The sequence below is a fragment of the Sporomusa sp. KB1 genome (assembly GCF_007830295.1).
Taxonomy (GTDB): domain Bacteria; phylum Bacillota; class Negativicutes; order Sporomusales; family Sporomusaceae; genus Sporomusa.
Genome location: NZ_VLKC01000002.1, coordinates 3266881 through 3289675 on the forward strand (window position 1 = coordinate 3266881; position 22795 = coordinate 3289675).

The 22795-nt window shown below is 43.6% G+C and carries 22 protein-coding genes, 3 tRNA genes, 2 riboswitches and 1 other annotated feature (1 of these 28 cut by a window edge); of the genes, 23 read left to right on the top strand and 2 right to left on the bottom strand.

Going from position 1 to position 22795, the window contains the following annotated elements:
- Window positions 1–165, top strand: a sequence feature (23S ribosomal RNA rRNA prediction is too short) (it extends 293 nt beyond the left edge of the window).
- Window positions 166–338: 173 nt separating this feature from the next.
- The 4 genes from SALPA_RS18780 (at window position 339) to SALPA_RS18795 (ending at window position 1203) form a co-directional block, all read left to right on the top strand.
- Window positions 339–414 (top strand) — tRNA-Phe (locus tag SALPA_RS18780).
- Between the two features lie 67 nt (window positions 415–481).
- Window positions 482–556, top strand: a tRNA-Gly gene (locus SALPA_RS18785).
- A 7-nt stretch (window positions 557–563) separates the two neighbouring features.
- Window positions 564–638: transfer RNA gene (locus SALPA_RS18790), tRNA-Cys, on the top strand.
- 259 nt (window positions 639–897) lie between these two features.
- The gene (locus SALPA_RS18795; RefSeq protein ID WP_145097440.1) at window positions 898–1203 is read left to right on the top strand and encodes a hypothetical protein; all 306 of its coding nucleotides are present in this window, start codon (window positions 898–900) and stop codon (window positions 1201–1203) included.
- Between the two features lie 94 nt (window positions 1204–1297).
- Here SALPA_RS18795 and SALPA_RS18800 read toward each other — a convergent pair whose 3' ends face one another.
- Both SALPA_RS18800 and thiC read right to left on the bottom strand, forming a co-directional pair.
- The gene (locus tag SALPA_RS18800; RefSeq protein WP_145097443.1) at window positions 1298–1876 is read right to left on the bottom strand and encodes a carbonic anhydrase; all 579 of its coding nucleotides are present in this window, start codon (window positions 1874–1876) and stop codon (window positions 1298–1300) included.
- 64 nt (window positions 1877–1940) lie between these two features.
- On the bottom strand, window positions 1941–3242 hold the full coding sequence (gene thiC / locus SALPA_RS18805) for a phosphomethylpyrimidine synthase ThiC (RefSeq protein ID WP_145102107.1): 1302 nt from the start codon (window positions 3240–3242) through the stop codon (window positions 1941–1943).
- A 66-nt stretch (window positions 3243–3308) separates the two neighbouring features.
- A riboswitch (TPP riboswitch) is annotated at window positions 3309–3405 on the bottom strand.
- 207 nt (window positions 3406–3612) lie between these two features.
- Here thiC and SALPA_RS18810 point away from each other — a divergent pair.
- From SALPA_RS18810 to SALPA_RS18895, 19 genes are all read left to right on the top strand, one after another.
- Window positions 3613–5499, top strand: a complete 1887-nt coding sequence (locus SALPA_RS18810; protein WP_145097446.1) for an ATP-binding protein — start codon at window positions 3613–3615, stop codon at window positions 5497–5499.
- Between the two features lie 33 nt (window positions 5500–5532).
- The gene (locus SALPA_RS18815; protein ID WP_145097449.1) at window positions 5533–6243 is read left to right on the top strand and encodes a response regulator; all 711 of its coding nucleotides are present in this window, start codon (window positions 5533–5535) and stop codon (window positions 6241–6243) included.
- A gap of 201 nt (window positions 6244–6444) precedes the next feature.
- Window positions 6445–8559 (top strand): CDC48 family AAA ATPase, encoded by a 2115-nt coding sequence (locus tag SALPA_RS18820; protein ID WP_145097452.1) that lies wholly within the window; start codon window positions 6445–6447, stop codon window positions 8557–8559.
- 98 nt (window positions 8560–8657) lie between these two features.
- Window positions 8658–9293, top strand: a complete 636-nt coding sequence (locus tag SALPA_RS18825) for an oxalate oxidoreductase subunit delta (RefSeq protein ID WP_145097454.1) — start codon at window positions 8658–8660, stop codon at window positions 9291–9293.
- 28 nt (window positions 9294–9321) lie between these two features.
- On the top strand, window positions 9322–9612 hold the full coding sequence (locus SALPA_RS18830) for a 4Fe-4S binding protein (RefSeq protein WP_094603185.1): 291 nt from the start codon (window positions 9322–9324) through the stop codon (window positions 9610–9612).
- A gap of 12 nt (window positions 9613–9624) precedes the next feature.
- A complete protein-coding gene (locus SALPA_RS18835) occupies window positions 9625–10869 on the top strand; it encodes an oxalate oxidoreductase subunit alpha (RefSeq protein ID WP_145097456.1) in 1245 nt (414 codons plus the stop codon).
- Between the two features lie 16 nt (window positions 10870–10885).
- Window positions 10886–11848, top strand: coding sequence for an oxalate oxidoreductase subunit beta (locus SALPA_RS18840; RefSeq protein ID WP_145097459.1), 963 nt, complete (start codon window positions 10886–10888; stop codon window positions 11846–11848).
- Window positions 11849–11981: 133 nt separating this feature from the next.
- The gene (locus SALPA_RS18845; RefSeq protein ID WP_145097462.1) at window positions 11982–13562 is read left to right on the top strand and encodes an L-lactate permease; all 1581 of its coding nucleotides are present in this window, start codon (window positions 11982–11984) and stop codon (window positions 13560–13562) included.
- Between the two features lie 38 nt (window positions 13563–13600).
- Entirely contained in the window at window positions 13601–13825 is a 225-nt protein-coding gene (locus SALPA_RS18850) for a hypothetical protein (RefSeq protein ID WP_145097465.1), read from the top strand.
- Window positions 13826–13923: 98 nt separating this feature from the next.
- Window positions 13924–14502 carry an HPP family protein gene (locus tag SALPA_RS18855; protein ID WP_145097468.1) on the top strand — a complete coding sequence of 193 codons (579 nt, stop codon included), beginning with the start codon at window positions 13924–13926 and terminating at the stop codon, window positions 14500–14502.
- A gap of 4 nt (window positions 14503–14506) precedes the next feature.
- Window positions 14507–15841, top strand: a complete 1335-nt coding sequence (locus SALPA_RS18860) for a chloride channel protein (RefSeq protein WP_145097471.1) — start codon at window positions 14507–14509, stop codon at window positions 15839–15841.
- Between the two features lie 91 nt (window positions 15842–15932).
- Window positions 15933–16036: riboswitch (SAM riboswitch) on the top strand.
- A 96-nt stretch (window positions 16037–16132) separates the two neighbouring features.
- Window positions 16133–16294, top strand: a complete 162-nt coding sequence (locus SALPA_RS29140) for a hypothetical protein (RefSeq protein WP_186451137.1) — start codon at window positions 16133–16135, stop codon at window positions 16292–16294.
- A 150-nt stretch (window positions 16295–16444) separates the two neighbouring features.
- The gene (locus SALPA_RS18865) at window positions 16445–17356 is read left to right on the top strand and encodes a cation diffusion facilitator family transporter (protein ID WP_145097474.1); all 912 of its coding nucleotides are present in this window, start codon (window positions 16445–16447) and stop codon (window positions 17354–17356) included.
- A gap of 335 nt (window positions 17357–17691) precedes the next feature.
- Window positions 17692–17895: a ferredoxin family protein gene (locus SALPA_RS18870; RefSeq protein WP_145097477.1), complete on the top strand. Its 204-nt coding sequence runs from the start codon at window positions 17692–17694 to the stop codon at window positions 17893–17895.
- A 95-nt stretch (window positions 17896–17990) separates the two neighbouring features.
- Window positions 17991–19058 (top strand): 3-methyl-2-oxobutanoate dehydrogenase subunit VorB, encoded by a 1068-nt coding sequence (locus SALPA_RS18875; RefSeq protein WP_145097480.1) that lies wholly within the window; start codon window positions 17991–17993, stop codon window positions 19056–19058.
- Between the two features lies 1 nt (window position 19059).
- A complete protein-coding gene (locus tag SALPA_RS18880; protein ID WP_145097483.1) occupies window positions 19060–19812 on the top strand; it encodes a thiamine pyrophosphate-dependent enzyme in 753 nt (250 codons plus the stop codon).
- Entirely contained in the window at window positions 19809–20354 is a 546-nt protein-coding gene (locus SALPA_RS18885; RefSeq protein ID WP_145097486.1) for a 2-oxoacid:acceptor oxidoreductase family protein, read from the top strand. The genes SALPA_RS18880 and SALPA_RS18885 overlap by 4 nt, the downstream gene beginning before the upstream one ends.
- 88 nt (window positions 20355–20442) lie before the next feature.
- Window positions 20443–21012: a DJ-1/PfpI family protein gene (locus tag SALPA_RS18890; protein WP_145097488.1), complete on the top strand. Its 570-nt coding sequence runs from the start codon at window positions 20443–20445 to the stop codon at window positions 21010–21012.
- A gap of 227 nt (window positions 21013–21239) precedes the next feature.
- Window positions 21240–22715: a class I adenylate-forming enzyme family protein gene (locus tag SALPA_RS18895; protein WP_145097491.1), complete on the top strand. Its 1476-nt coding sequence runs from the start codon at window positions 21240–21242 to the stop codon at window positions 22713–22715.
- Window positions 22716–22795: the final 80 nt, after the last annotated feature.

Sequence of the window (22795 nt, forward strand, 5' to 3'; positions counted from 1 at the left end):
AAAGGATAAACGCTGAAAGCATCTAAGCGTGAAACCAGCCTTAAGATGAGGTCTGTCATTCGAAAGAAGTAAGGCCCCTTGAAGATTACAAGGTAGATAGGCCAGATGTGGAAGTGGAGTAATCCATGCAGCTGACTGGTACTAATAGGCCGAGGACTTGACTTATATTCGAGGTTCGGTGATCGAAGTTCGAGTGTTCGAATGAGCAAGGAATGGAGATAACGAACTAATAGATTAATTCTAATGCGCAGTCTTTCTTCTGTGAAGTTTTGAAGGAGCATACCTTCAAAAAATGACATATCGAAAGTCGTAAATCGACTATCGAAAATTGAATACACGCCTCGGTAGCTCAGTCGGTAGAGCAGAGGACTGAAAATCCTCGTGTCGACAGTTCGATTCTGTCCTGAGGCACCAATCTCGATGTTTGACGTTAGACATTCGATTTTTAGATAGCGAGAATCGAGTGTCTAACGGCGAATATGCGGAAGTAGCTCAGCGGTAGAGCATCGCCTTGCCAAGGCGAGGGTCGCGAGTTCGAATCTCGTTTTCCGCTCCATAAATATGGCGACGTAGCCAAGTGGTAAGGCAAAGGTCCGCAAGACTTTTATCCCCTAGTTCGAATCTGGGTGTCGCCTCCAATTATTTTAGCTATTATTATTATATACAGCATATTTTTAGGGACTACCTGTCGGTAGTCCCTTTTTGCGCTAGAATAAACAAGGTGAAAGTGGATTTCCAGTGCAGGGATAAGTGCAACACAAATAATTGGGTGCATGTAGTCAGAAAGTTGAATTGTTAATTTAGTAAAATTTTAGTTTACTTTATTTACTAAAATAGCGCGATGCCTGATTGCTATTGTATAATAATGGTAATGAAGATAAAAGGGGGATACAGGCAATGACAAAGTTAGAAAAGGGAATGATAGTTGTAGAATCGGTTAAAGCTCCAACAGGTTCCTTGGCAAGTATAATTTATGAGGGTCAGGGCCAAGGAAGCGAATATGGGAGAACCCTATTTCATATAGTTATGGATGATATGTCATACGGAGTTTTTGCCGTACGTGGCAATATTACCACTCTTGAAGATGCCCAGGCTAAACTGAATGCTCCAAAGAGGGCCGCTGCGGAAGAATCCTTAGCAGAGTATGCTGTTTGTTACCATTGGATTCATATTGATGACAACGAGCATTTTGCCCTGGAGTAAAATGAGAAAGACTTCGCTATTTTGCGGAGTCTTTTCTCTGGGGTTTAGTATTCACTTTGTTCTATGGTTTCTGAAGTAAAAAATTTGTAAAGGTTTAGGTATAATCTAAGGTTACACTGCCGTCACATATATTATGAATAGCGCCGATAATTTGCAGGCCTTTGTGCATAATTGCTTTTTTTAGAATGGGGCTAGTTAATTGCAGCTTTTCAACTGTAAATTCAATATTAGCCTTAATTGCATTTTGGAGCAATTCGCCGGTACGGTTTTTGGCGGTTTCGACGGCAGGGGCGATAGATTGAAGGATAGACGCAATGTGCACAGGACCTTGCTTGTTCTCTAACGCTGCTTTGACGGCTCCACAGTCTTGATGACCCAATACTAAAATTAACCGTACATCGAGGTGTTCTACGGCGTATTCGATGCTGCCAAGCACAACAGCATCAACTACTTGGCCTGCTGTCCGCACGACGAATAACTGGCCTAGCCCTTGGTCAAACACAATTTCGGGGGGAATACGGGAATCAGAGCAACCAAGAATTATGGCAAAGGGTTGCTGCCCTTTGATGAGTTCAGCGCGTTTATTAAATCCGATGTCTGTTTTTGCGTATTTCTCAGTCACAAATCGTCTATTTCCTGCAATAAGCTTTTCCCGTGCTTGATAGGCATCCATAAATCATCGCCTCCTAATACAAAGGTATAGCAAGCTCAATAAAGAATAGGATACAAAAATGGTACTATATAATGCTCAGGTCTTCACCATTAAGAATCTTTTTCATGTTCTTCATCGGGCACATTTTGCCACACATCGTACAGGTATCTTCACATTCTGGTTTTGATTCTTCCCGATAGGCTCTTGCTTTTTCAGGATCGATAGCTAGTTCAATCATTCGTGGGAAATCCACATCAGCACGAGCGGCACTCATCTGATTATCCCATTCTCTTGCCCCCGGAATTCCTTTGGCAATATCGGCTGCATGGGCGGCAATTCGGGAAGCAATAATTCCCTCTTTCATATCGTCCAAATTGGGAAGACGAAGGTGTTCGGCCGGTGTTACATAACAGAGGAAATCAGCACCATTGGCTGCGGCAATAGCACCGCCAATTGCACTGGTAATATGATCATAACCAGGCGCGACATCGGTAACGAGTGGGCCAAGCACATAAAACGGTGCGCCATGGCACAGCCTTTTTTCTAACAACATGTTGGCAGCTATTTCATTAATAGCTACATGACCAGGACCTTCGATCATAACCTGCACATTTCTTGCCCAGGCGCGTTTAGTCAACTCGCCCATGGTAATGAGTTCTTCGATTTGTGCTGGGTCGGTAGCGTCATTAATGGAACCGGGGCGGCAGGCGTCTCCCAAGCTGATGGTCACATCATACTTTTCGCAAATATCGAGCAGCCGGTCATAGTATTCATAAAAAGGATTTTCTTGTTTATTCAATTCCATCCAGGCAAAGAGCAGTGAACCACCGCGGGAAACGATATTGGTGAGCCGCTTATTCTTTTTCACTCGTTCGGCTGTTTGCAGGTTCATGCCACAGTGAATGGTCATAAAATCCACACCATCTTCAGCATGTCTTTCTACGACTGAAAAAAACTCATCAACAGTGATATCTTTTAAATCCTTATCAAGCATGCCAACAGCGTCATACATTGGCACAGTGCCAATCATCACAGGAGACAGTTCAATCAACTTGCGCCGAAATTCCCGGGTCTTACCATAGCAACTTAAATCCATGATGGCATCTGCTTTTAGCTCAATCGCCTTTTGCGTTTTTTCTAATTCAAGCTCCATATCATAGCAATCCTTGGAAACACCCAAATTGACATTGATTTTGGTTCGAAGTTTTTCGCCAACGCCTTTAGGGCTAAGGTTGGTATGCTGTCGGTTAGCCGGGATAACAACCTTGCCGCCTGCCATTAGCTCGCGTAGCAGCCCGGGTTCCAGACTTTCCTCCCGCGCGACGATACGCATTTGTTCAGTGATGATGCCTTGTTTGGCAGCATCCATTTGTGTGGTATACATGATTAGTTTCCCCTTCCTCATAATTATATTTTAGCCATAGGCAGAGGTGAGGGCAGGCAAGCTTCAATGTAATTGGCATGAATGCTTTCCTACGGTGGTATTAACCACATCAGGTTCGAGGGTTGGAGTTCATCCTCTCAGCCGTTGGGCACCCCTAGCTATAACTAATAAGCGGTTGAACATGTTTTTCAATTCTGAATTTGGTATGAGTTAATGTGCTGCCGACATGGACATAAATAATTTTGACAAATCTGAAAATTGAATGGCAAATAATGTATTTCAGTTATATAATAAGTATTGAGATGCTGTTTAGTCAACCAAACGATAACATAAAAAAATAAAGTAATAAAAAAAAATGAAGCAAGGTGGTTAGATGAATTACCTGGCCTCAATAATTGAAGCTATCCAACAGGAAACAAATACAGGTACGATTTGTGAATTGGAGATCGAAGGGGCACCAGTTTGCTATATCGAAATGCCAAGAGGCGATCTGGCAAAAGAAATTATTCAACTTACTGAAGCCGTCATAGAGTCAGTAAAAGATGGAAACATTATGCCATTAAAAGTTTATATCAGCTGGGTATGCAAGCTTCGGCTCGAACAGGGTGTTAAGTTGGCAGACATCATGTTGCTTTTTGATCTATACGAAAAATCGCTCAAGGATGCTATGTCTCAATTTCTAAAAGATGATTTGGTCAGCCTCAACCGCTACCGGCGGGAGATTGATGCGCTATTAGATAGGGCAAGGGTATATGTATCAGAGTACTTTTTCACATTGTACGAAGAAACAGTCTACAAACAGTTCGAGCAGTTAAGAACCATTAACGAAATAGCTGTCTATCTTACTTCTTCTCTTGACCTATATGAAGTATTGAATTTTATAGTGATAAGCGCCTTGCGTTTATTTCATGCAGATTGTGGCAGTATTTTGCTGCTGGATGAGACTAGTAATTTGCGCGAGTCGATTACAACTGGCTGGCAGGATATTCACTCAGCTGCCGCTATTTCGGAGATGTTAGTTTGTACAACAAGCCTGATGGACATAGAATATAAAGACTTAATATCTGAGCAGATGAGGGCGGTTTTTAAAAAAGAAAGTTTATCTAAGGTAAAGCTTATAAAGCTTTATTTGCACGAACTTGATATTGGAGTATTGATTATAGGCTTTCGTTCTATGCAGCAGATGTCACCCATTGATCAAAAGCTGCTCGAGACTTTTGCTAACCATGCGGCCATCGCAGTTCACAACGCTCAATTATATGGTGATGCCGATTTAAAACTTAAACAGCGAATACATCAGGTAACTGTTGTTCTGGAGCAAAAACGTGCCATTATGCATTGTATGCGTGAAGGTGTAATTGCTATTAATACGGACGGCTATATTGATTTGGTGAATAGTGAAGGACAACGCCTCTTGGGCCGCCAGGATAATATTATTGGTAAACATATTTGGGAGGTTATACCCAACTCACGTTTACCCATTGTGTTAAAAACCACTCAGGCTGAATACGATCAGGAGCAGGAAGTGGGGGATAAATTTATTATTACCAATCGGGTACCCCTGATAGTCAATGGCGCTGTCATTGGGGCTATTGCTACCTTTCGGGATAAACAGGACGTTAAGATCCTGGCAGCAGAATTGGTGGGATTGAAAAGCCTCCTGGAATCCATGCGGGCGCAATCCCATGAATTTACCAATAAATTGCACGCTATATCCGGGTTGATTCAGATGAAACAGTATGATAAAGTCGTTGAACTGATAACATTGATGTATAAAACACAGCAGGATCTGGTTAGCTCTATTGTTAGGCGGGTTAAAGATCAGGCGACAGCAGGATTAATTATTGGAAAAATAAGTCAATCCAGTGAGCAGGGAATTTCTCTTCGGCTTCATCCCCGAAGTAAACTCCTTGCGCTTCCTGTCAGCTTTAGTAGTTTGTCTATGGTTACAGTGCTGGGCAATCTAATAACTAATGCCATGGATGCCGTTGCCAGCTTGCCTGCTGAACGGCGAATTATTACTGTATATATCTTTGAAGGCAGGAAATACCTGAATATCAAAGTCAGTGATTTAGGTAAAGGTATACCTGAACCCTACCGGAGGAAGATTTATCACCGCGGTTTTTCTACTAAACAAGGTAGCAGGGGAGTTGGACTAGCTTTAGTCATGCAAGAGGTAAAAATCTGCGGCGGCACAATTTCTGTTCACTCGTGTGAAAACGAGGGTAGTACCTTTTGTATAAAGATACCAATACGGTAAACCTGGATACTTAGAAAAGAGGAGGGAACCGGAATGGGAGTTGATATTGTTATTGTTGAGGACGATCCGATGGTCATGGAACTTCACCGGCAATATATCAGTCAAGTGAAGGGTTTCCACTTAGTAGGACAAGCGGCTAATGCGGCAGATGGGTATGATATGATAGTTAGTGTTAAACCACGGTTGGTCATTCTAGATATCTATATGCCGGGAAAAAGCGGGATTGATCTGTTACGGCGAGTAAGAGCAGAGGGAATTAACATTGATGTTATCTTAGTTACGGCAGCCCATTATTCAGAGACAATTCAACAGGGAATGCAGTGCGGAGTAGTGGATTATATTATAAAACCATTTACACTTCAACGTTTCAAAAAAGCACTAAAGAGTTATCAGCAGTATATTGATCGACTAAACAAAACACAGCAGCTATGTCAGAAAGATATTGACTGTTTAAAAGGAGCTACTCCGGGGGAAAGCATACCTAATAGCCTAAATGAATTAAAAGAAAATATCCCCAAGGGATTAGACAAAGCGACCCTGAAAGCTATTCTGATGATCATAAATAAACAGCCTGATTATTTTACTACAAGTGAAATAGCAAAATTGGTTGGAATATCAAGGGTTACTGTTAGGCGCTACTTAAACTATTTAACTGATAACGGCTGGCTGAAAGGCATCCTCTCGTACGGACCAGTGGGAAGGCCATTGCATAAATACACTAAGGATGATCTATTCTGTTTATAGTTTTTACCAAAGGATAGTAAGCAACTCAGTTGCGAGGAGTTTACTATCCTTTTTTTAATCCATTTTTAGGATAATTCCATGAATTATATTAACAAAATAATCCTTATTTACCATATAGTAGTCAAGCTGGGGCGTGTACCTTATAATTACAACTGTAAGAGGTTCCCAGGAAGACCACCTTCTAAAGGAGGATAATCTATCATGGAAAAAGCCATATCCTTTAGAGTTGCCGATGCTATGCCGGAAGATGTTGGTCAGGGATATATCCGGATTGATAACGCCGACATGGAAAAAATGGAAGTTATTATAGGTGATATTCTCGAGATTCAAGGGAGAAAAACGACAGTTGCCAAAGTAGTTCCCTGTTTTAGTCAATATAAAAATCAAAATATTGCCCAAATGGAATCTATAATTAGAGAAAATGCCGGAGTCGGAATAGACGAACGGGTAACGGTAAGAAAAATTGCGCGTCAACCAGCACAAACGTTAGTTTTGAGTCCATTGGATGTAACAATAGATTTTAGTGATGCCCAAGATAGTAAGCATTTAGAACGAGTCTTAAATGGACTGCCAATGATTACCGGTGATAGGCTTAAGGTTAATCTGGCCGGAGCGAGAAGTCAGTACTTTACTGTTATCGGTACAGCACCGCAGGGGGCTGTAATCGTTAACGCAGCTACTAAAATAAAAGTGACTAAAACGGATGCTTCGGAAGATCGCAGTTTTCGAGCTTCCTACGAAGATGTAGGTGGTCTTGACAAAGAGCTCCAACGTATTCGTGAAATGGTTGAATTGCCGCTTAAGTACCCTGAAATTTTTCGACAGCTAGGGGTTGAAGCACCTAAAGGAGTCCTGCTCTATGGCCCGCCGGGTACAGGTAAAACCCTGATGGCTAGAGCTGTATCCAGTGAAACCAATGCGGCATTTCTGCACGTGAATGGTCCCGAAATCATCAATAAGTTCTATGGAGAAAGTGAAGCCCGGATTAGAGAGATATTTGAGACAGCGCAAAGACGGGCACCGGCCATTATCTTTATTGATGAGATTGATGCCATCGCTCCTAAACGAACTGAAGTAATCGGAGATGTTGAAAAACGTGTTGTTGCCCAGCTATTAGCTTTGATGGATGGTCTGAAGAATCGAGGGCAAGTAGTTGTTATCGGTGCTACTAACGTACCCGATATGGTCGATCCGGCGCTTCGCCGGCCAGGAAGATTTGACCGGGAGCTTTCCATTAATCCGCCTGACAGATTCGGAAGATTAAAAATATTAAAAATACATACTCGTTTAATGACAATTGATTCTTCGGTAAACATAGAAAAACTTGCCCAAATGACGCATGGTTTTGTTGGCGCAGATATTGCCATTCTCTGTAAGGAAGCCGGGATGAACGCTGTGCGGCGGTTATTGCCACAGATTGATTTCGCGGAAGAAATCGGGGAAGAAGATCTGGCAAAGCTGACAATCAACATGAACGATTTTTATGCCGCATTCCGGGAAGTAGAGCCAACTGCGACCAGGGAGTTTTTCTCGGAGCGGCCCAATACCAAGTGGGAACAAGTCGGGGGAATGGCTGATATAAAGAGAAACTTGCAGGCTATGATTGAAATGCCGCTGCGGCACCTCGAATTGTTTAAAGAGATGCAGCACAATATGCCGAAAGGATTTTTGCTGACAGGACCACCAGGAACAGGTAAAACGCTAATGGTAAAAGCACTGGCTGGTTCGAGTGAAGCTCATTTCATATCGGTAGATGCCGCTGCGCTTAATTCCCGCTGGTTCGGCGAAGCCGAAAAGGGTCTGCGACGCATTTTTAAGCGAGCCAAGCAAATCGCTCCCTGCATTCTGTTCTTTGATGAAATTGATGCATTAGCGCCTGTACGGGCGGTAACAGACAGAAATGGAACAGATCGCTTAGTAAGTCAACTGCTTTTGGAACTAGATAGTTTAATGGATAGTGCCAATGTAATTGTTGTTGCTGCCACCAACCGGCCTGATATGGTAGATCCGGCACTTATGCGGCCAGGACGGTTTGATTATATTGTGGAACTACCATTACCTAATAAAGCAGAACGATTAGAAATATTTAAGATTCATACCGCAAAAATGCCTTTAGCAGACGGTATTGATCTGGATGAACTGATAATTTCTACAGAGGGCGCGGTGGGTTCTGATATTGAGGCCATCTGCAAGCACGCAGCTTTATCAGCGATGAAACGCTATGTTAGTGATTCGCAGAGTATAGCTACTCACATCTATAAGGTGTTAAATGAGGATTTTGGCTATGGTCTGCGTCAAATATCTCTAAAAAAGTAAAGGAAACTTTGCCAATGGGGGTGATGGCTAAAGAACGGGTAAGCGATTCTAATGGTCACCTGTTGATCAATCTTTAGTATTTAAAAGGGGGAGAGAAAATGACACTAGCAGTTGCTGTTGATGCTAAGATGAAGGAAGTAACTGTATGGACTAGGGGTGTAACCCTAGCCAAAGAAGCTCGCGACACTGCTACACTGCTCGCCAAGGCAGGTAGCCTCGAAGGAAAGTACAATCAATCCTTCGATAACTATGTTGATCTGCCTGACCGGATCAATGTTCCTGTTAAGAGCTATGCCCGGCTTAGTCCGGAACCTATCGAAACCTTTTATGAGTATGAGAATTACCGCCCTGATATTGTTGTGCTGGCCGAAGAAACACTGGTGAAGGGCAACGACATTCTTAAAGGCTGTAAAGATGGCTGCGTTGTTGTCATCAATACCAAACGTGACGTCAACAAGCTAATTAAGTACCTTTCGCCTAAAGAAAATGTGAGTAAAGTAAAAGCTGTTGCCGCTATTGATGCTGATGCCTTGGGTGCTGGCGTGTTCCATACCTTTGATGGAACCGAAGGTTGTATTGACGATACCAAGATTGGTGCCGGCGTTGGCGCAGCTATGGCTGCTGCTGTTGCCAAAGCAAGTGGAATCGTTAAATTAGAGTCCTTAATCAAACTTGCTGACAACAAAAAGGCTGTTCAGCAAGGTTGGGATGCAGTTCAAGTTGTTAATCTGTAGTAGTTGGTAATTTTAGGGAGGTGTAAATATGGCAAAAGTTTATAAGCAAGTGCCATTTGCTGCTATTGTTCCGTCCCCTCAGACCGAAAACGAGGGTATGATTACCGGGAACTGGCGGTTTCTCCGTCCGGTAGTTGATAAAGAACAATGCACCGAGTGCAAAACTTGTTATATTTATTGTCCAGATGCCTGTGTTAATTACTCCAAGGACGACGGAATCAGCTTCAATTTGAAGTATTGCAAAGGTTGTGGTATTTGCAGCAACGTTTGTCCGGTTGGGGCCGTAAGTCGCGTGCCTGAACTCGATTTTGATGAATAAGGAGTGAATGAGATGTCAATCAAGAAAAAAGGTACAGGGTTAACTGCGGTTGCAGATGCTTGGCAGCTTGCCGATATTGATGTTTCAGCATCATATCCTATTCGCCCGTATACAGCGGTTATGGCTGAATTAGCGAAGCGGATTGCTAATGGTGCTATGAATTGCGAAATGGTTCATGGTGAGGGCGAACATGCGCAGTTTAGTATTGCTCACGGCGCATCCATGGCTGGTGCCCGTGCCACTACCGGTTCTTCCGGTGTAGGCGTTACCTATGCTTTTGAAACCTATTCCCCAATTGCGGGCAGTCGTTGCCCAATCCAGGCCCTTGTTGGCGATCGTACGCTTGACCCTCCCGGTGACTTTGGTTCTGAGCACACGGATTGCTTAACTCTCCGTGATAATGGCTGGATTTATGGCTGGGCACAAGATGCCCAGGAATCGTTAGATAATAGCCTAATGTATTTTCGGATTGGTGAAGATCCTGAAATCATGTTGCCGCAAATCGTCGCTATGGACGGTTATTTTGTCACCCATATTGCGCAGGATTATATAATGCCTGATCAAGCACAAGTTGACAAATACCTGCCTAAATTCAACCCGAAGTTCCGTCTTGATGTGAATAACCCTGTTATCATGGGGCCACAGATCGAGCCGGAAATGGGACCACCTCTGGAGTGGGACCGTCATGTTGTTATGACAAAAGTTAAAGAAAAAATTGTTCAGGCAACAGAAGAATTTGCTCAAGTATTTGGCCGGACCTATGCTCCGTTCGTTGAAGGGTATATGACAGACGATGCTGACATGGTATTTGTGCTGCAAGGTGCGCATGCGGTTACTTGCCGTAGTGCCATCAAATATCTCCGTGAAGCGGGTTACAAGGTCGGTATGTGCAGAATACGCTGGTTCCGTCCATTCCCGGATGAGGACATTGCTCAAATCTTGACCAAGTTTAAAGTTGCTGGTGTTATTGATACTGGAACATCTTATGGTGCTCCGTGCGCTGGCGGCGTTCTCTCGAACGAAGTTAAAGCTGCGATGTCTGAAATTAAGAACAAGCCGATTATTCAAAGCTTTACTTCCGGTTTAGGCGGCGAGACTATTACCCATGACGAGTTCTTCGCTATGGCTGAAATGATGAAAGAAACATTAAATGCTGGCAAACTTATTCAAAGCGGTACTTGGGTTAACTTCAATGATTATCATGAAGGTGCTTCCCAAATTAATACTGCTAAAACCGAAGCTGCCCCCAGTAAATAATAAGGAGGAGTAAACGATGGCAGTTGCTGAATTAGTTAAGTCAATTGCACAGACTACAGATCTTGTGGACACGTATGTCCCAGGTCATCGTACCTGTGCAGGTTGCGGCCCGGCTCTTGCGTATCGCCTAGTAGCTAAAGCTGCTGGTAAAAATACAATCTTTGTTGGGCCAACTGGCTGTATGTATGTTGCTAACACTAGTTATGCCTGCGGTCCGTGGGCTGTACCCTGGACTCATGCACAAATTACCAACGCCGGTGCTGTAGCTTCCGGTATTGCTGAAGCTTTTCGTATGATGATTAAGAAGGGGAAAATCCAGGACGAATTCCCCAACATTATTGTTATGGCCGGTGACGGCGGCTGTTCCGACATTGGTCTGCAAGCAATGTCAGCTATGTTCTATCGCGGGCATAAAGTTCTCTGCGTAATGTATGACAATGAATCTTATGCCAACACTGGTATTCAGGTTTCCCCGTCCACTCCGTACGGTGCTACCACAATGTTTACCCCAGCTGGTCCGGAGATTCCTGAAGCTAAGAAACATCACTTGAAAGACCCGATGGCTATATTCTGTTCAGGCGGCCATCCGTATATCAAGTATGGTGCTACTGCTTCCATTGGTTATCCCATTGACCTTATGAACAAGGTTCGGAAAGGCCTTGCCCAAGATGGCCCGGCGTTCATTCATCTGCAATGTACGTGTCCGAAGGGCTGGTCATTCCCGTCTGACCGTACCATTGAGATCTCTAAACTAGCCGTAGAAACCGGTATGTGGAATCTATATGAGGTTGAAGATGGTGATTGGGCTAATAAGAAATTCACTAATGTGCCGAAGAATCGTAAGCCTGTTGACGAGTACCTCCAAACGCAGGGACGTTTCAGCCACCTGCAGTCTGAGCATGTAGTTAAAATTCAAAGCTTCGTTAACAAGCGTGCGAAAACACTTGGCATGGAGGTTCCGCTTCCACCTGCTAAGTAAAGTTGTCTAAAAACTAAATAGGCGTTATGCCGTAAGTCCCTGGTCCCTGTGTGAACAAAAGGAACCAGGGACTTACTAATGTAGCACTCTTTGTTCACCATGAACAAAGAGGCTTGGAAGGAGGCTTGGTTGTATGGATAAGGGTGTTGCCTTAACTCTTACAAACTGGATACTCGCTTTCCTACCTATCTTAGTCTTGCTATCCACTATTTTACTGTTTAAATGGGGTGCGCCGAAATCAGGAGCAGTTTCATGGTTTACGGCAGTAGTTATTGGTATGTTTGTCTTTGGTGGCGACTCTAGAATATTGGCTTTAGCCAATAGTAAAGGTATGGCAATGGCATTGTATGTGTTGCTCATCATCTGGGGTGCGGTTTTCCTCTATAATTTTGTTGAAAAGAATGGTGCTATTAAAGTAATTGGCGATACCATGATCAATGTGACTGAAGAAAAATTATTACAATGTTTACTTATGTCATGGTGTTTTGCCAGTTTTATGCAAGGTATTGCCGGATTTGGCGTGCCTGTTGCTGTTGTTGCGCCGATTATGCTGGTTATGGGCTTCAAGCCAGCTGTTGCGGCTGCTACCTGTCTAGTAGGGCACTCTTGGTCAATTAGCTTTGGGTCTATGGGTTCGTCCTATTATACGATTCAACTGGCTACTAAGATTCCCGGCGATATTATCGGTCCCTGGATGGCGATTTTGTTTGCTATTCCTATTTATGCTACCGGACTTTCTGTATGCCATATTTACGGCGGTTTCTCCGCTGTTAAAAGAGGTTTGCCGGCAGTTATGATAACTGGTACCGTAATGGCGTTCATGTGCTGGTTTATGAATAAACTGGGTGCAGCGCAATTGGCTACTTTAATTCCGGCACTTTGTGGTTGCGGAACTATGGCTATATTAGCCAAAACTATTTATCGTCACGAGGCAGATGGGACTAAAAAAGAGGACGAAAAGCCATATATGGGATTTCATATGGCGTTTTCCCCCTACTATATCTTAATCGCATTATGCATTCTGACCCAGGTCAAAGCTGTCTCAAAACTTTTTGCCTCCTATTCATGGGGCCTTAACTATCCGGCAATTACGACTGCTGCCGGTTTCGCAATAAAAGCTGAAAAAATGTACTCTAAAATTAATATTTTTTCGCATCCGGCTCCTTTGTTGCTATTTGCAGCATTATGCGCTTTTGTTATATTCAAAATGGCTCGTAAGTGGAAGCCGGGTGCCTTTAGTGGAGCATTTGAAGCCACGGTTAAACAATGTGTTCCCACCAGTATTGGGATAACTACCATGGTTATGATGGCGTTGATTATGAACGATACTGGTATGACCAACTTACTGGCAAAAGGAATTGCTAACTCTACTGGTGCTTTGTTCCCTATATTCTCCCCATATATTGGTGTGTTAGGATCATTTCTTACCGGTAGTAACACCAACTCCAACGTCATGTTTGGCGCGTTGCAGCTTGAGACAGCTAAGGTGTTAGGAATTAGTACGGTTATCCTATGTGCCGTGCAGTCTGTCGGCGGTTCAGTTGGCTGCGCCATCGCTCCGTCAAAAGTGTTGATTGGCTCAGCAACTGTTGGTCTTGAGGGTCGCGAAGGCGAGGTAATGAATCGGACAATACCTTATTGTTTAATCATTTCGCTGCTTGTGGGCATTAATGCTTGGATTTTTGCTTGCATGCTATTTAAGGATCTTTCTTAAGTCAATAAAAATGCGAAATATGCAAAGGGGGTATTGTAATGAGTACAAATCCTGTGCCTAATGCGAATACTAATGTTGTTACCACAGAAGTGTCTTGGCGAAAGAAATATCGTAACCCACTGATGAATGCCGCCTTCTGGGGGTTTTGGATAGGATTCTTTCTGGCACACCAAGGCGGCGTTACTAACAACGGAACAATGATTAGCTTGTCATATGTGATATTCACGCTTGCTTGTTTGGTTCCTTTGGTTACAAAAAAATAAGTGGTTAGGGAAATGCCGTTTTTAGCGGCATTTCCCCATTTTCAATAAAAAATTCCACTCATACATGTCAGCGGCAAAGACTATTGAGAGGTGGTATCATGATTGGCGGTAAACCGAAAGAAGTGTCTATAGAAAAACCATCGATAAAGGCTATCGTTTTATCTTGTCAAACTTACCTAAAAAAATGTAAAACAACACACCGATGTGATGTAGCTAGTCCACCACTGTCGGAGTGTTTTTGGGCGCTTGTCGGATCAGTTGCGGGTATGGGGGTGATAACTTACTTAAGCCTGATCAGAGATGTTCCGGTTCTTGTCGCTTCGTTAGGAGCATCGGCTTGTCTGATTTATGGGGTTCCAGCAGCTCCGTTTGCCCAGCCCCGAAATGCTGTTGCAGGACACCTACTTGCTGCTGTAATTGGAGTTTTTATCTATCAGCTAGCTGGTGCTCATTGGTATACGGCAGCGCTTAGTGTAGGATTAGCGGTAGCTACTATGGTAGGAACCAGGACTGTTCATCCGCCGGCCGGGGCAACAGCTCTAATTGCTGTAATTACCAAACAAGACTGGCTATTTATCGTGTTGCCGGTAGGCGTGGGTATCTGTATTTTGGTACTTGTAGGCATACTGGTGAATAATCTTGCCGGCAAGCGCCAATACCCTAAGTACTGGTGGTAGCAATATGAATCCTGCTGGCAAGTGGTTTGGGTGGAAGGATAGTTTGTTTGAACAAAGAGTCTTGCTTATTTATATTCTTCGATGGAGTTTTCTGGGTATAACAACAGGAGTAATTGTCGGAACCGGTGTGGCAGTATTTTTAAAAATGTTGGCCTGGGCGATTGCGGTGTGGACCCAAGTGTGGTACTACTATTTTTTCTTACCGGTGATCTTAGGCTTGAATTGTTGGTTAATGAGTGTGGCAGCGATTCAAACAGCAGGCGGCAGTGATAAAGTAATTGAAGCCATTCATCAGCGAGATGGCTGTTTGCAGCTAGCGGAAATGCCAGTAAAAATCGCGGCAACAATTATAACGATTGCTGCTGGCGGGTCAGCCGGAAAGGAAGGTCCTGCAGCTCAAATTGGTGCTACGCTCGCGTCAGCATGGGCAAAGTTTCTACGAGTCAGCAGGGCTGACAGCCGCAAAGTAGTTACCTGCGGTTTAAGTGCTGGATTTGCCTGTGTATTTGGAACACCTGTTGCTGGCGCCATTTTTGGGATCGAGGTACTGTTTATTGGGAAAATTCTTTATGATACACTCTATCCTGCCTTTGTGGCGGGGCTGGCAGGCTACTATATTTGTCGTATAATAGGAATACCTTACTTCTATTTGCAAATTCACGTCGAGCCTACAGGGTATCTTATTTTTCAATCCATTATACTGGGAGTAGTGTGTGGTTTGGCAGCTATTTTTTTTATCAAAACAATCAACTTTTGCAAACATGGTTTTACCTGTTTACATATAGCTCAACAGGCAAAAGCCTTTGTTGGCGGTATTATGCTTATTCTGATTGGATATTTTGCCAGTCCGTTATATTTGGGCTTAGGATTAGAACTGTTCGAAACCGGGATTAGTGGACAGTCTGTTGCAGTGGTTGCTTTTTTCTGGAAAACGCTGGCTACAGGGATAACGCTTGGCTGTGGTGGAACCGGGGGAATCATTATGCCAATTATTATTGTTGGAACTATGACCGGCAATTTATTTGGGCAGCTTTTCGGGAATCTGGATATAGCAGTGTATGCTGTGCTTGGTATGGTTGCGCTCTTAGCGGCAGCAGTAAATATTCCGGTAGCAGCCGTAGTTATGGCTGCTGAATTATTTGGCAGTGATATTATTCCTTATGCAGCGGTCAGCTGCTCAATTAGCTATTTAATTTCCGGTCATCGTAGTGTTTACCCCAGCCAGATTATATTTGCTGGCAAAATTCCATATTTATGTAAAGACGAGGGGAAGTCTGTCAGTTGTGCTGAAGGACAGGTAAGTTTCACGTCAGTGGAAGAAGATCAAATAAGGCAGTGACTCAGACGAATAAAAATTACGAATAATTTCACCAGGCCATGTATTGACATATTCTAGTTGTCTATGTTAAAATATGTTAAATTTCATATGACTCTTATCCAGAGTGGTCGAGGGACTGGCCCGATGACACCCGGCAACCGGCAGCTATGCTGCAGTGGTGCTAATTCCAGCAGGAGAAATCCTGACAGATAAGAGGAAGGCGCATGTACGTTAGCCCCTTTCCTCGGAAAGGGGCTTTGCTTTTTGAATTTCTATCAAGCGGCAGAAAACGCACGAAGGAGGAAGGAAGCTATGGCAGATAGCTGCAATGACAAATCCGGTGATTTGATAACCAGCGGGAAGCGGCCAGATAGCAATGAGGTGATTATTATTATCCGTGATGGAAAGGTAGTGAGTTTTATTCAGAAAAGTCGAAAAAACTTTGTGGAAGGCATGTATGGTGACGGGATATAATTACTATTGCCACTAAGTACAAATTGGGATATGCTATTAATTAGATGCTATCTAGACAAGTCTTGGGAATATTAACTAAAGAAGAAAGTGAACAGCTATTAATGACTTTGAAGAAGATAAATACTGAATTTTTTTAGCAGGGGGCTTTTAATGAGTTTACATCATCAGGACCCACATCATTATGAACATATAACCCCCAATAATAAGCGCGGGTTAAGCGTTGCCTTGAGTGCAACAGCCGTAATCATGTTTCTGGAGTTCTTTGGTGGGTTGATTACCAATAGTTTGGCGCTTCTATCTGATTCAGGACATATGCTGAGTGATGTTAGTTCACTGGCACTGAGTCTGGTAGCTATTACTTTTGCGGCTAGGCCGCCTTCATCCAATAAGACCTTTGGCTACCAAAGGTTTGAAATCCTGGCGGCTTTGTTTAATGCTTTGACTTTGCTTGCTATTGCTGCTTTCATTATCGTCGAAGCTTACCAAAGATTTCAACAGCCGCAAGCTGTCGATAGTGTTTCTATGATAGTGATTGCTTTTATTGGCATGGCTGCCAATGTAATTAGTGCAGTGGCACTTTTAAAGCAGGGGGATGTGAAGGATAATATCAATATCCGCAGTGCTTACCTGCATGTCATTGGTGATACCTTGAGTTCAGTAGGAGCCATTGCTGCCGGCATACTTATACATTTATATTCCTGGTATTGGGTTGATCCGCTGGTTAGTGTAGTAGTTGCTGTAATCATCAGTAAAGGTGCCTGGAAGGTTACCATGCAGGCGTTGCATATCCTGATGGAAGGAGTACCGCCGGATATTGACACAAGTCAGGTACATACCTGCCTGGCATCAATTACTGGTGTAAACAATGTCCACGAACTACGGGTGTGGAGTCTGACAAGTGGGTATAATGTGCTCAGCTGCCATTTAGTAACTGAGCATACGGACAACAGACACAGTATTTTGACACAAGCTACAAATGAAATACGGGAAAAATTTAAAATTCAGCAAGTGGCTATTCAGATTGAAACACCTGATTACCAGTGTATGCAGAAAACGATATAAGAAGAAAAAGGTACTGATGTCATCAATTTTAGATGTGAAACCAGAAGTTATTAGAAAGATGTAATTTTCAAAAAAGGTATGGAACTGCTGAGACTGCAAAGTCCTGCTGGTTCTTTATACCTTTTTTGTCTTTTTTTCCTACTGCTTAAGCAGAGAGGTTACGAAATGGTAAACAGATATAAAAACAGCCAAACTAAAAAGAAAAACAAAAGGGCTTCGATATTTTGTGGATAATGGCATATGATAAGAAAGAAAAATGTGAATCTGTAACTCGTATCATGAAGGAAGACGAAAGTAATCCTCTTCTCTGCAAATATATTTGAGGAGTGACGATTATGCCAAAACCGATATTTTTCCAAGAACGGTGTAAAGGCTGCGCCTTATGTACAGTGGCATGTCCTAAAAAGCTGCTGGTAATGTCTAAAACTTTTAATGGCAAGGGTTATAATTTCTCCACCTGTCCTGACGCCTCGGAATGTGTTGGCTGCTGTCTGTGTGCCCGGTCCTGTCCGGATATAGTAATTGAGATTCATAAGTAGACTTAACGTGGGATTAACTCGCTCTTATCTTCCCTTTGTAGAAGCTGAAAGTCTTAGAGCGAGTTAGTCATCAGATAGTAATAGGAGTGGTGAATATGTCAGAAAAAGTACTCATGAAAGGCAATGAGGCTATTGCTGAGGCTGCAGTTATTGCCGGTTGCCGCCATTATTTTGGCTATCCGATTACACCACAAACTGAGATACCGGAATATATGTCCAAACGTATGCCACAGGTTGGCGGCGTGTTTTTGCAGGCAGAGAGTGAGATTGCGGCTATTAATATGGTATATGGTGCAGCAGGCGCAGGGGCCAGGGTTATGACTTCTTCCTCCAGTCCGGGAATTAGCTTAAAGCAAGAGGGTATTTCTTATATTGCCGGAGCTGAGCTACCCTGTCTTATTGTAAATATTATGCGTGGCGGTCCGGGACTTGGTGGTATTCAACCAGCACAAAGTGACTATTTTCAGGCTACAAAGGGTGGTGGCCATGGCGATTATCATACTATTGTGCTGGCTCCGAATTCAGTTCAGGAAATGGCAGACTTCACTATGTTGGGATTTTCATTAGCTGACCAATATCGCAATCCGGTTATGCTGCTAGGCGATGGGGTTATCGGTCAAATGATGGAACCGGTTGAAATCAAAGAGAACAATACTAAGCCTGTGGAAAAGCCGTGGGCTGCTGTTGGAATGCATGGGCGTACTAAGCCGAATATAATTAGTTCGTTATACCTAAAAGCCAAGGAGCTGGAAGAGCATAATAATCGTTTGCAAAAAAAATATGCTCTGATTCGGGAAAATGAAATGCGTTGGGAAGAAATTTACACCAAGGATGCAAAGCTTATTCTTGTTGCTTACGGAATTACAGCGCGTATTGCACAGTCGGCGGTCGATAAAGCCAGAGAGAATGGTAAAAAGGTAGGTTTGTTACGTCCCATCTCGCTGTGGCCATTCCCGGAGCCGCCATTTTCCCGGTTGGCAAAAACGGCCAAGGCCTTTTTAACGCTTGAGCTAAGCGCTGGACAAATGATTGAAGATGTGCGTCTGGCTATTCATGATGCTAAGCCTGTATACTTCTATGGCCGTACTGGTGGCATGATAATGACCCCAACGGAGATTTATCAGGAGGTCACCAGGATTCTAGATGGTAAGGAGGGCAAATAACATGGCGGAAGGGCTATTTTCCAGACCGAAAGCATTATTTGACATACCTACTCACTATTGCCCTGGCTGTCATCATGGTATTATTCATCGGTTGGTAGCTGAGGTAATTGATGAACTTGATATTCAGGAAAAAACAATTGGGGTTGCGCCGGTAGGATGTTCAGTGCTTGCTTATGAGTATTTCCATGTTGACATGCTGGAAGCTTCCCATGGACGTGCACCGGCTGTAGCTACCGGTGTCAAACGGGTGCATCCTGACGCTGTTGTATTTACCTATCAAGGTGATGGGGATTTGGCGGCTATCGGCTGTGCAGAAATTGTCCATGCGGCTGCGCGGGGCGAAAAAATAACGACTATCTATGTTAATAATGCCATTTATGGTATGACTGGCGGTCAAATGGCTCCCACTAGTCTGATTGGTCAAGTTACCAGTACATCTCCTTATGGACGTAACTTGGAGACTGCGGGAATGCCTATTCGGGTATCGGAGATGCTGGCTACTCTGGATGGCCCTGCCTTTATTGCCCGGGTGGCAGTCAATACACCTGCTGCTATGAATAAAGCAAAGGCCGCTATCAAAAAGGCATTTGAGCTTCAACTCAGCGGACAAGGGTTTTGTTTAGTAGAAGTACTGTCAATTTGCCCAACAAACTGGGGAAAAACGCCGCTTGAAGCCGTTACATGGCTGGAAGAAAACATGGTGCCGCACTACCCGCTTGGTGTTTACAAAGATGCGGCGGAGGTGGCAAAATGAGACACGAGATTATCATGTCCGGTTTTGGTGGTCAGGGTGTTATGCTTATGGGTCAGATAGTAACCTATGCAGGTATGCTGGAAGAAAAACATGTATCCTGGATTCCTTCCTATGGTCCCGAGATGCGTGGCGGGACAGCCAACTGCTCAGTTATTATTACTGAAGGGTTACCGGGTTCTCCAATGGTAGAAGAACCGACAGCCGCTGTTATTCTTAATTTACCATCACTTGACAAGTTTGAAGCTGCCGTTCGGGCAAACGGAGTTTTGATTGTCAATAGCTCATTAATTGACAGAGCCGTTAACAGGCAGGATATCAAGGTTTATCGTGTGCCGGTAAATGATATAGCGATTGAGATGGGCAATTTGAAAATGGCCAATATGGTGGCACTGGGCGCGCTTATTGCCGCGACCGATGCCGTTGAAATGGAAGTGCTGTTTACTGCGTTAGCCAAAAAGTTTGCGTCTAAGCCTCAGATCATTGAGGTCAACCAACCAGCTATTAAACGCGGTTATGACTATGTAAAAAACAACATAGCTTAAGTGAAGCAAAAAAGAAGTGTAAGGGTGCAGGAAAAGTATTACTAATATAGAATGTGTAACCTACTATATGTTAAGGAGGTTACATATAATGCCGAAGAAAATTCTTTTACTGACTGGTGACTGTGCGGAAGACTATGAGGTTAAGGTTCCCCAACAAGCGCTGATGATGCTTGGCTATCAAGTTGATGTAGCCGTGCCTAATAAGAGTGCCGGCGATATGGTTCAGCTGGTTGTACATGACTTTATCGGTCTGGATACCTATGTTGAATTGACTGGTCACCGGATTCCGGTTGATGTTGCAGCCAAAGACGCTAAGGCTGAAGATTATGTCGGGTTGGTAGTTCCTGGCGGTCGTGCTCCTGAATATATTAGGATGTATGATGAGGCTCTCAAACTAGTACAGGATTTCTTTGCTGCTGGCAAACCAGTAGCCGCCATTTGTCACGGTACCCAGTTACTGGCTCCGGCGAAAGTATTGGCTGGTAAAACAGTAACTTCCTATCCGGCATGTGCCGCTGAGTGCCAATTGGCTGGTGCTGAATGGAAAAACGAGCCGGTTGTTATCAGTGGTAATTTGGTCACAGCCCAAGCCTGGCCCAATCATCCTGCATGGTTAAAAGCTTTTGTTGATCTACTGGGCGCGAAGATCAGTATCTAAATAAGCTGTATGCTATAAACGGGATTGCTATGCTATCAGCTGCCAAGACGTAAGAAAAATTTTTTCTTACGTCTTGGCGGCAAAAGTATAGCAATCTCTTTTACTGCTTACTGTTGTTAAAGAATTGACTAGTAGGCCATACTATAGATAGACAGATTTGTCTAGTTGAGCTATAATTATACAGTTATAGCTGTTTTTCAGCACTACGAACGGAAGGGGTGCAGTTATTGTTTGTTCATGATCTTATTCTTAATGGAACAGTAGACAGCCCGGCTTTTGCGGGTAAAGATAAGGTGTCTTATGGTGAACTGCAAGAGCAAGTAAGGAAATACCGCAATTATTTTTATTCATCAGGCATTCGGACAGGTGAAAATGTAGGGTTGTTTTCCCACAATTCGGTTGAGTTTGTATATTGCTATATGGCTATTGCCAGTCTGGGAGCTATCGTTGTCCCCATTAATTTTCAATTAACTGTCAGAGAAACTACTTTTATTATTAAAGACGCTAAGATGAGTCATCTCATTACCAGGGAGCGCTTAGCCATTGATTCTGAGCTTAGCCAACAGGGCTATAAGCAGGAAGTTACCCAGCTTGTTATTGCTGACATCAAATTAGTAGTAGAACAGGAGGAATTTTCGACGGCTCCGGCGTTAGCAGCCGGTTTTGACGAAAATCAGCCTTGTGTTATTATATATACTTCAGGTACAACTGGTATTCCCAAAGGGGCTGTGTTAACCCACAAAAATCTTGTTAGTGATGCAGTGGCTTTCCGGGAAGTGCTGCCGGTGGCTGCTACAGATAATGTATTATGTGTGCTTCCAATGTATCACTGCTTTTCCTGGACGTGCGCTGTGCTTGTCTCGCTGCTTTGCGGGGCGTCAATTACAATATTGGAAGCCTTTGCACCCAAAGAGACCATTGCGGCGATTAAAGACGATAAAGTAACAGTTGTCTTCGGAGTGCCTCCGATGTATAACCTTTTTGTTCGTGTTGGGCAGTACCAAGACTTTTCCGGTGTTAGGTACTTTATCTCCGGTGGAGCGTCTTTGCCTGAAAAAGTAGCGCAGCAGTTTTCAGAAAAATTTGGGCAAAAAATTATTGAAGGCTATGGTCTTTCAGAAGCTTCGCCGGTAGTTGCACTTAATCCAGTGTCGAAGCCAAAATACTGTTCGATTGGCAAAGCTCTCCCTGGCTTAGAGGTAAGGGTGGCTGATCCCAATGGGCAGACTTTGCCGCCAGGGATGGTTGGTGAGCTTGTCGTGCGGGGGCCAATTGTCATGAAGGGTTATTTTAACCTACCGGCTGAAACGGCTAACACGCTTAAAGATGGCTGGCTTTATACGGGCGATTTAGCTTATCAAGATTCGGAAGGCTATTTCTTTGTTGTCGATCGCTTGAAGGATTTGATTATTTCCAATGGGGAAAATATTTATCCGCGAGAGATTGAGGAGTTGCTTTATGCATACCCAGGTATCATTGAGGCCAGTGTTATTGGTGTTGCTGACGAGCTGCGCGGCCAGGTAGCGCGTGCTTATATCGTGCTGGCTGAAGGTCAGCATTTTGATAAGAAGGCAGTTAGAGAGTATCTTCATGCCAATATTGCCGCTTATAAAATTCCGCGTGATTTCCATGTGGTGGATGCTTTGCCCAAAAACCAGACAGGCAAAATATTAAAACGTGTGCTGCGCGAACACGTGGGGTAATGCTGGAAAGCCAAGTCCTTAGAAAGAGGGCTTGGCTTTTCTTTACGAAAATAATGACAAACTTGAAAAGATTACTATTT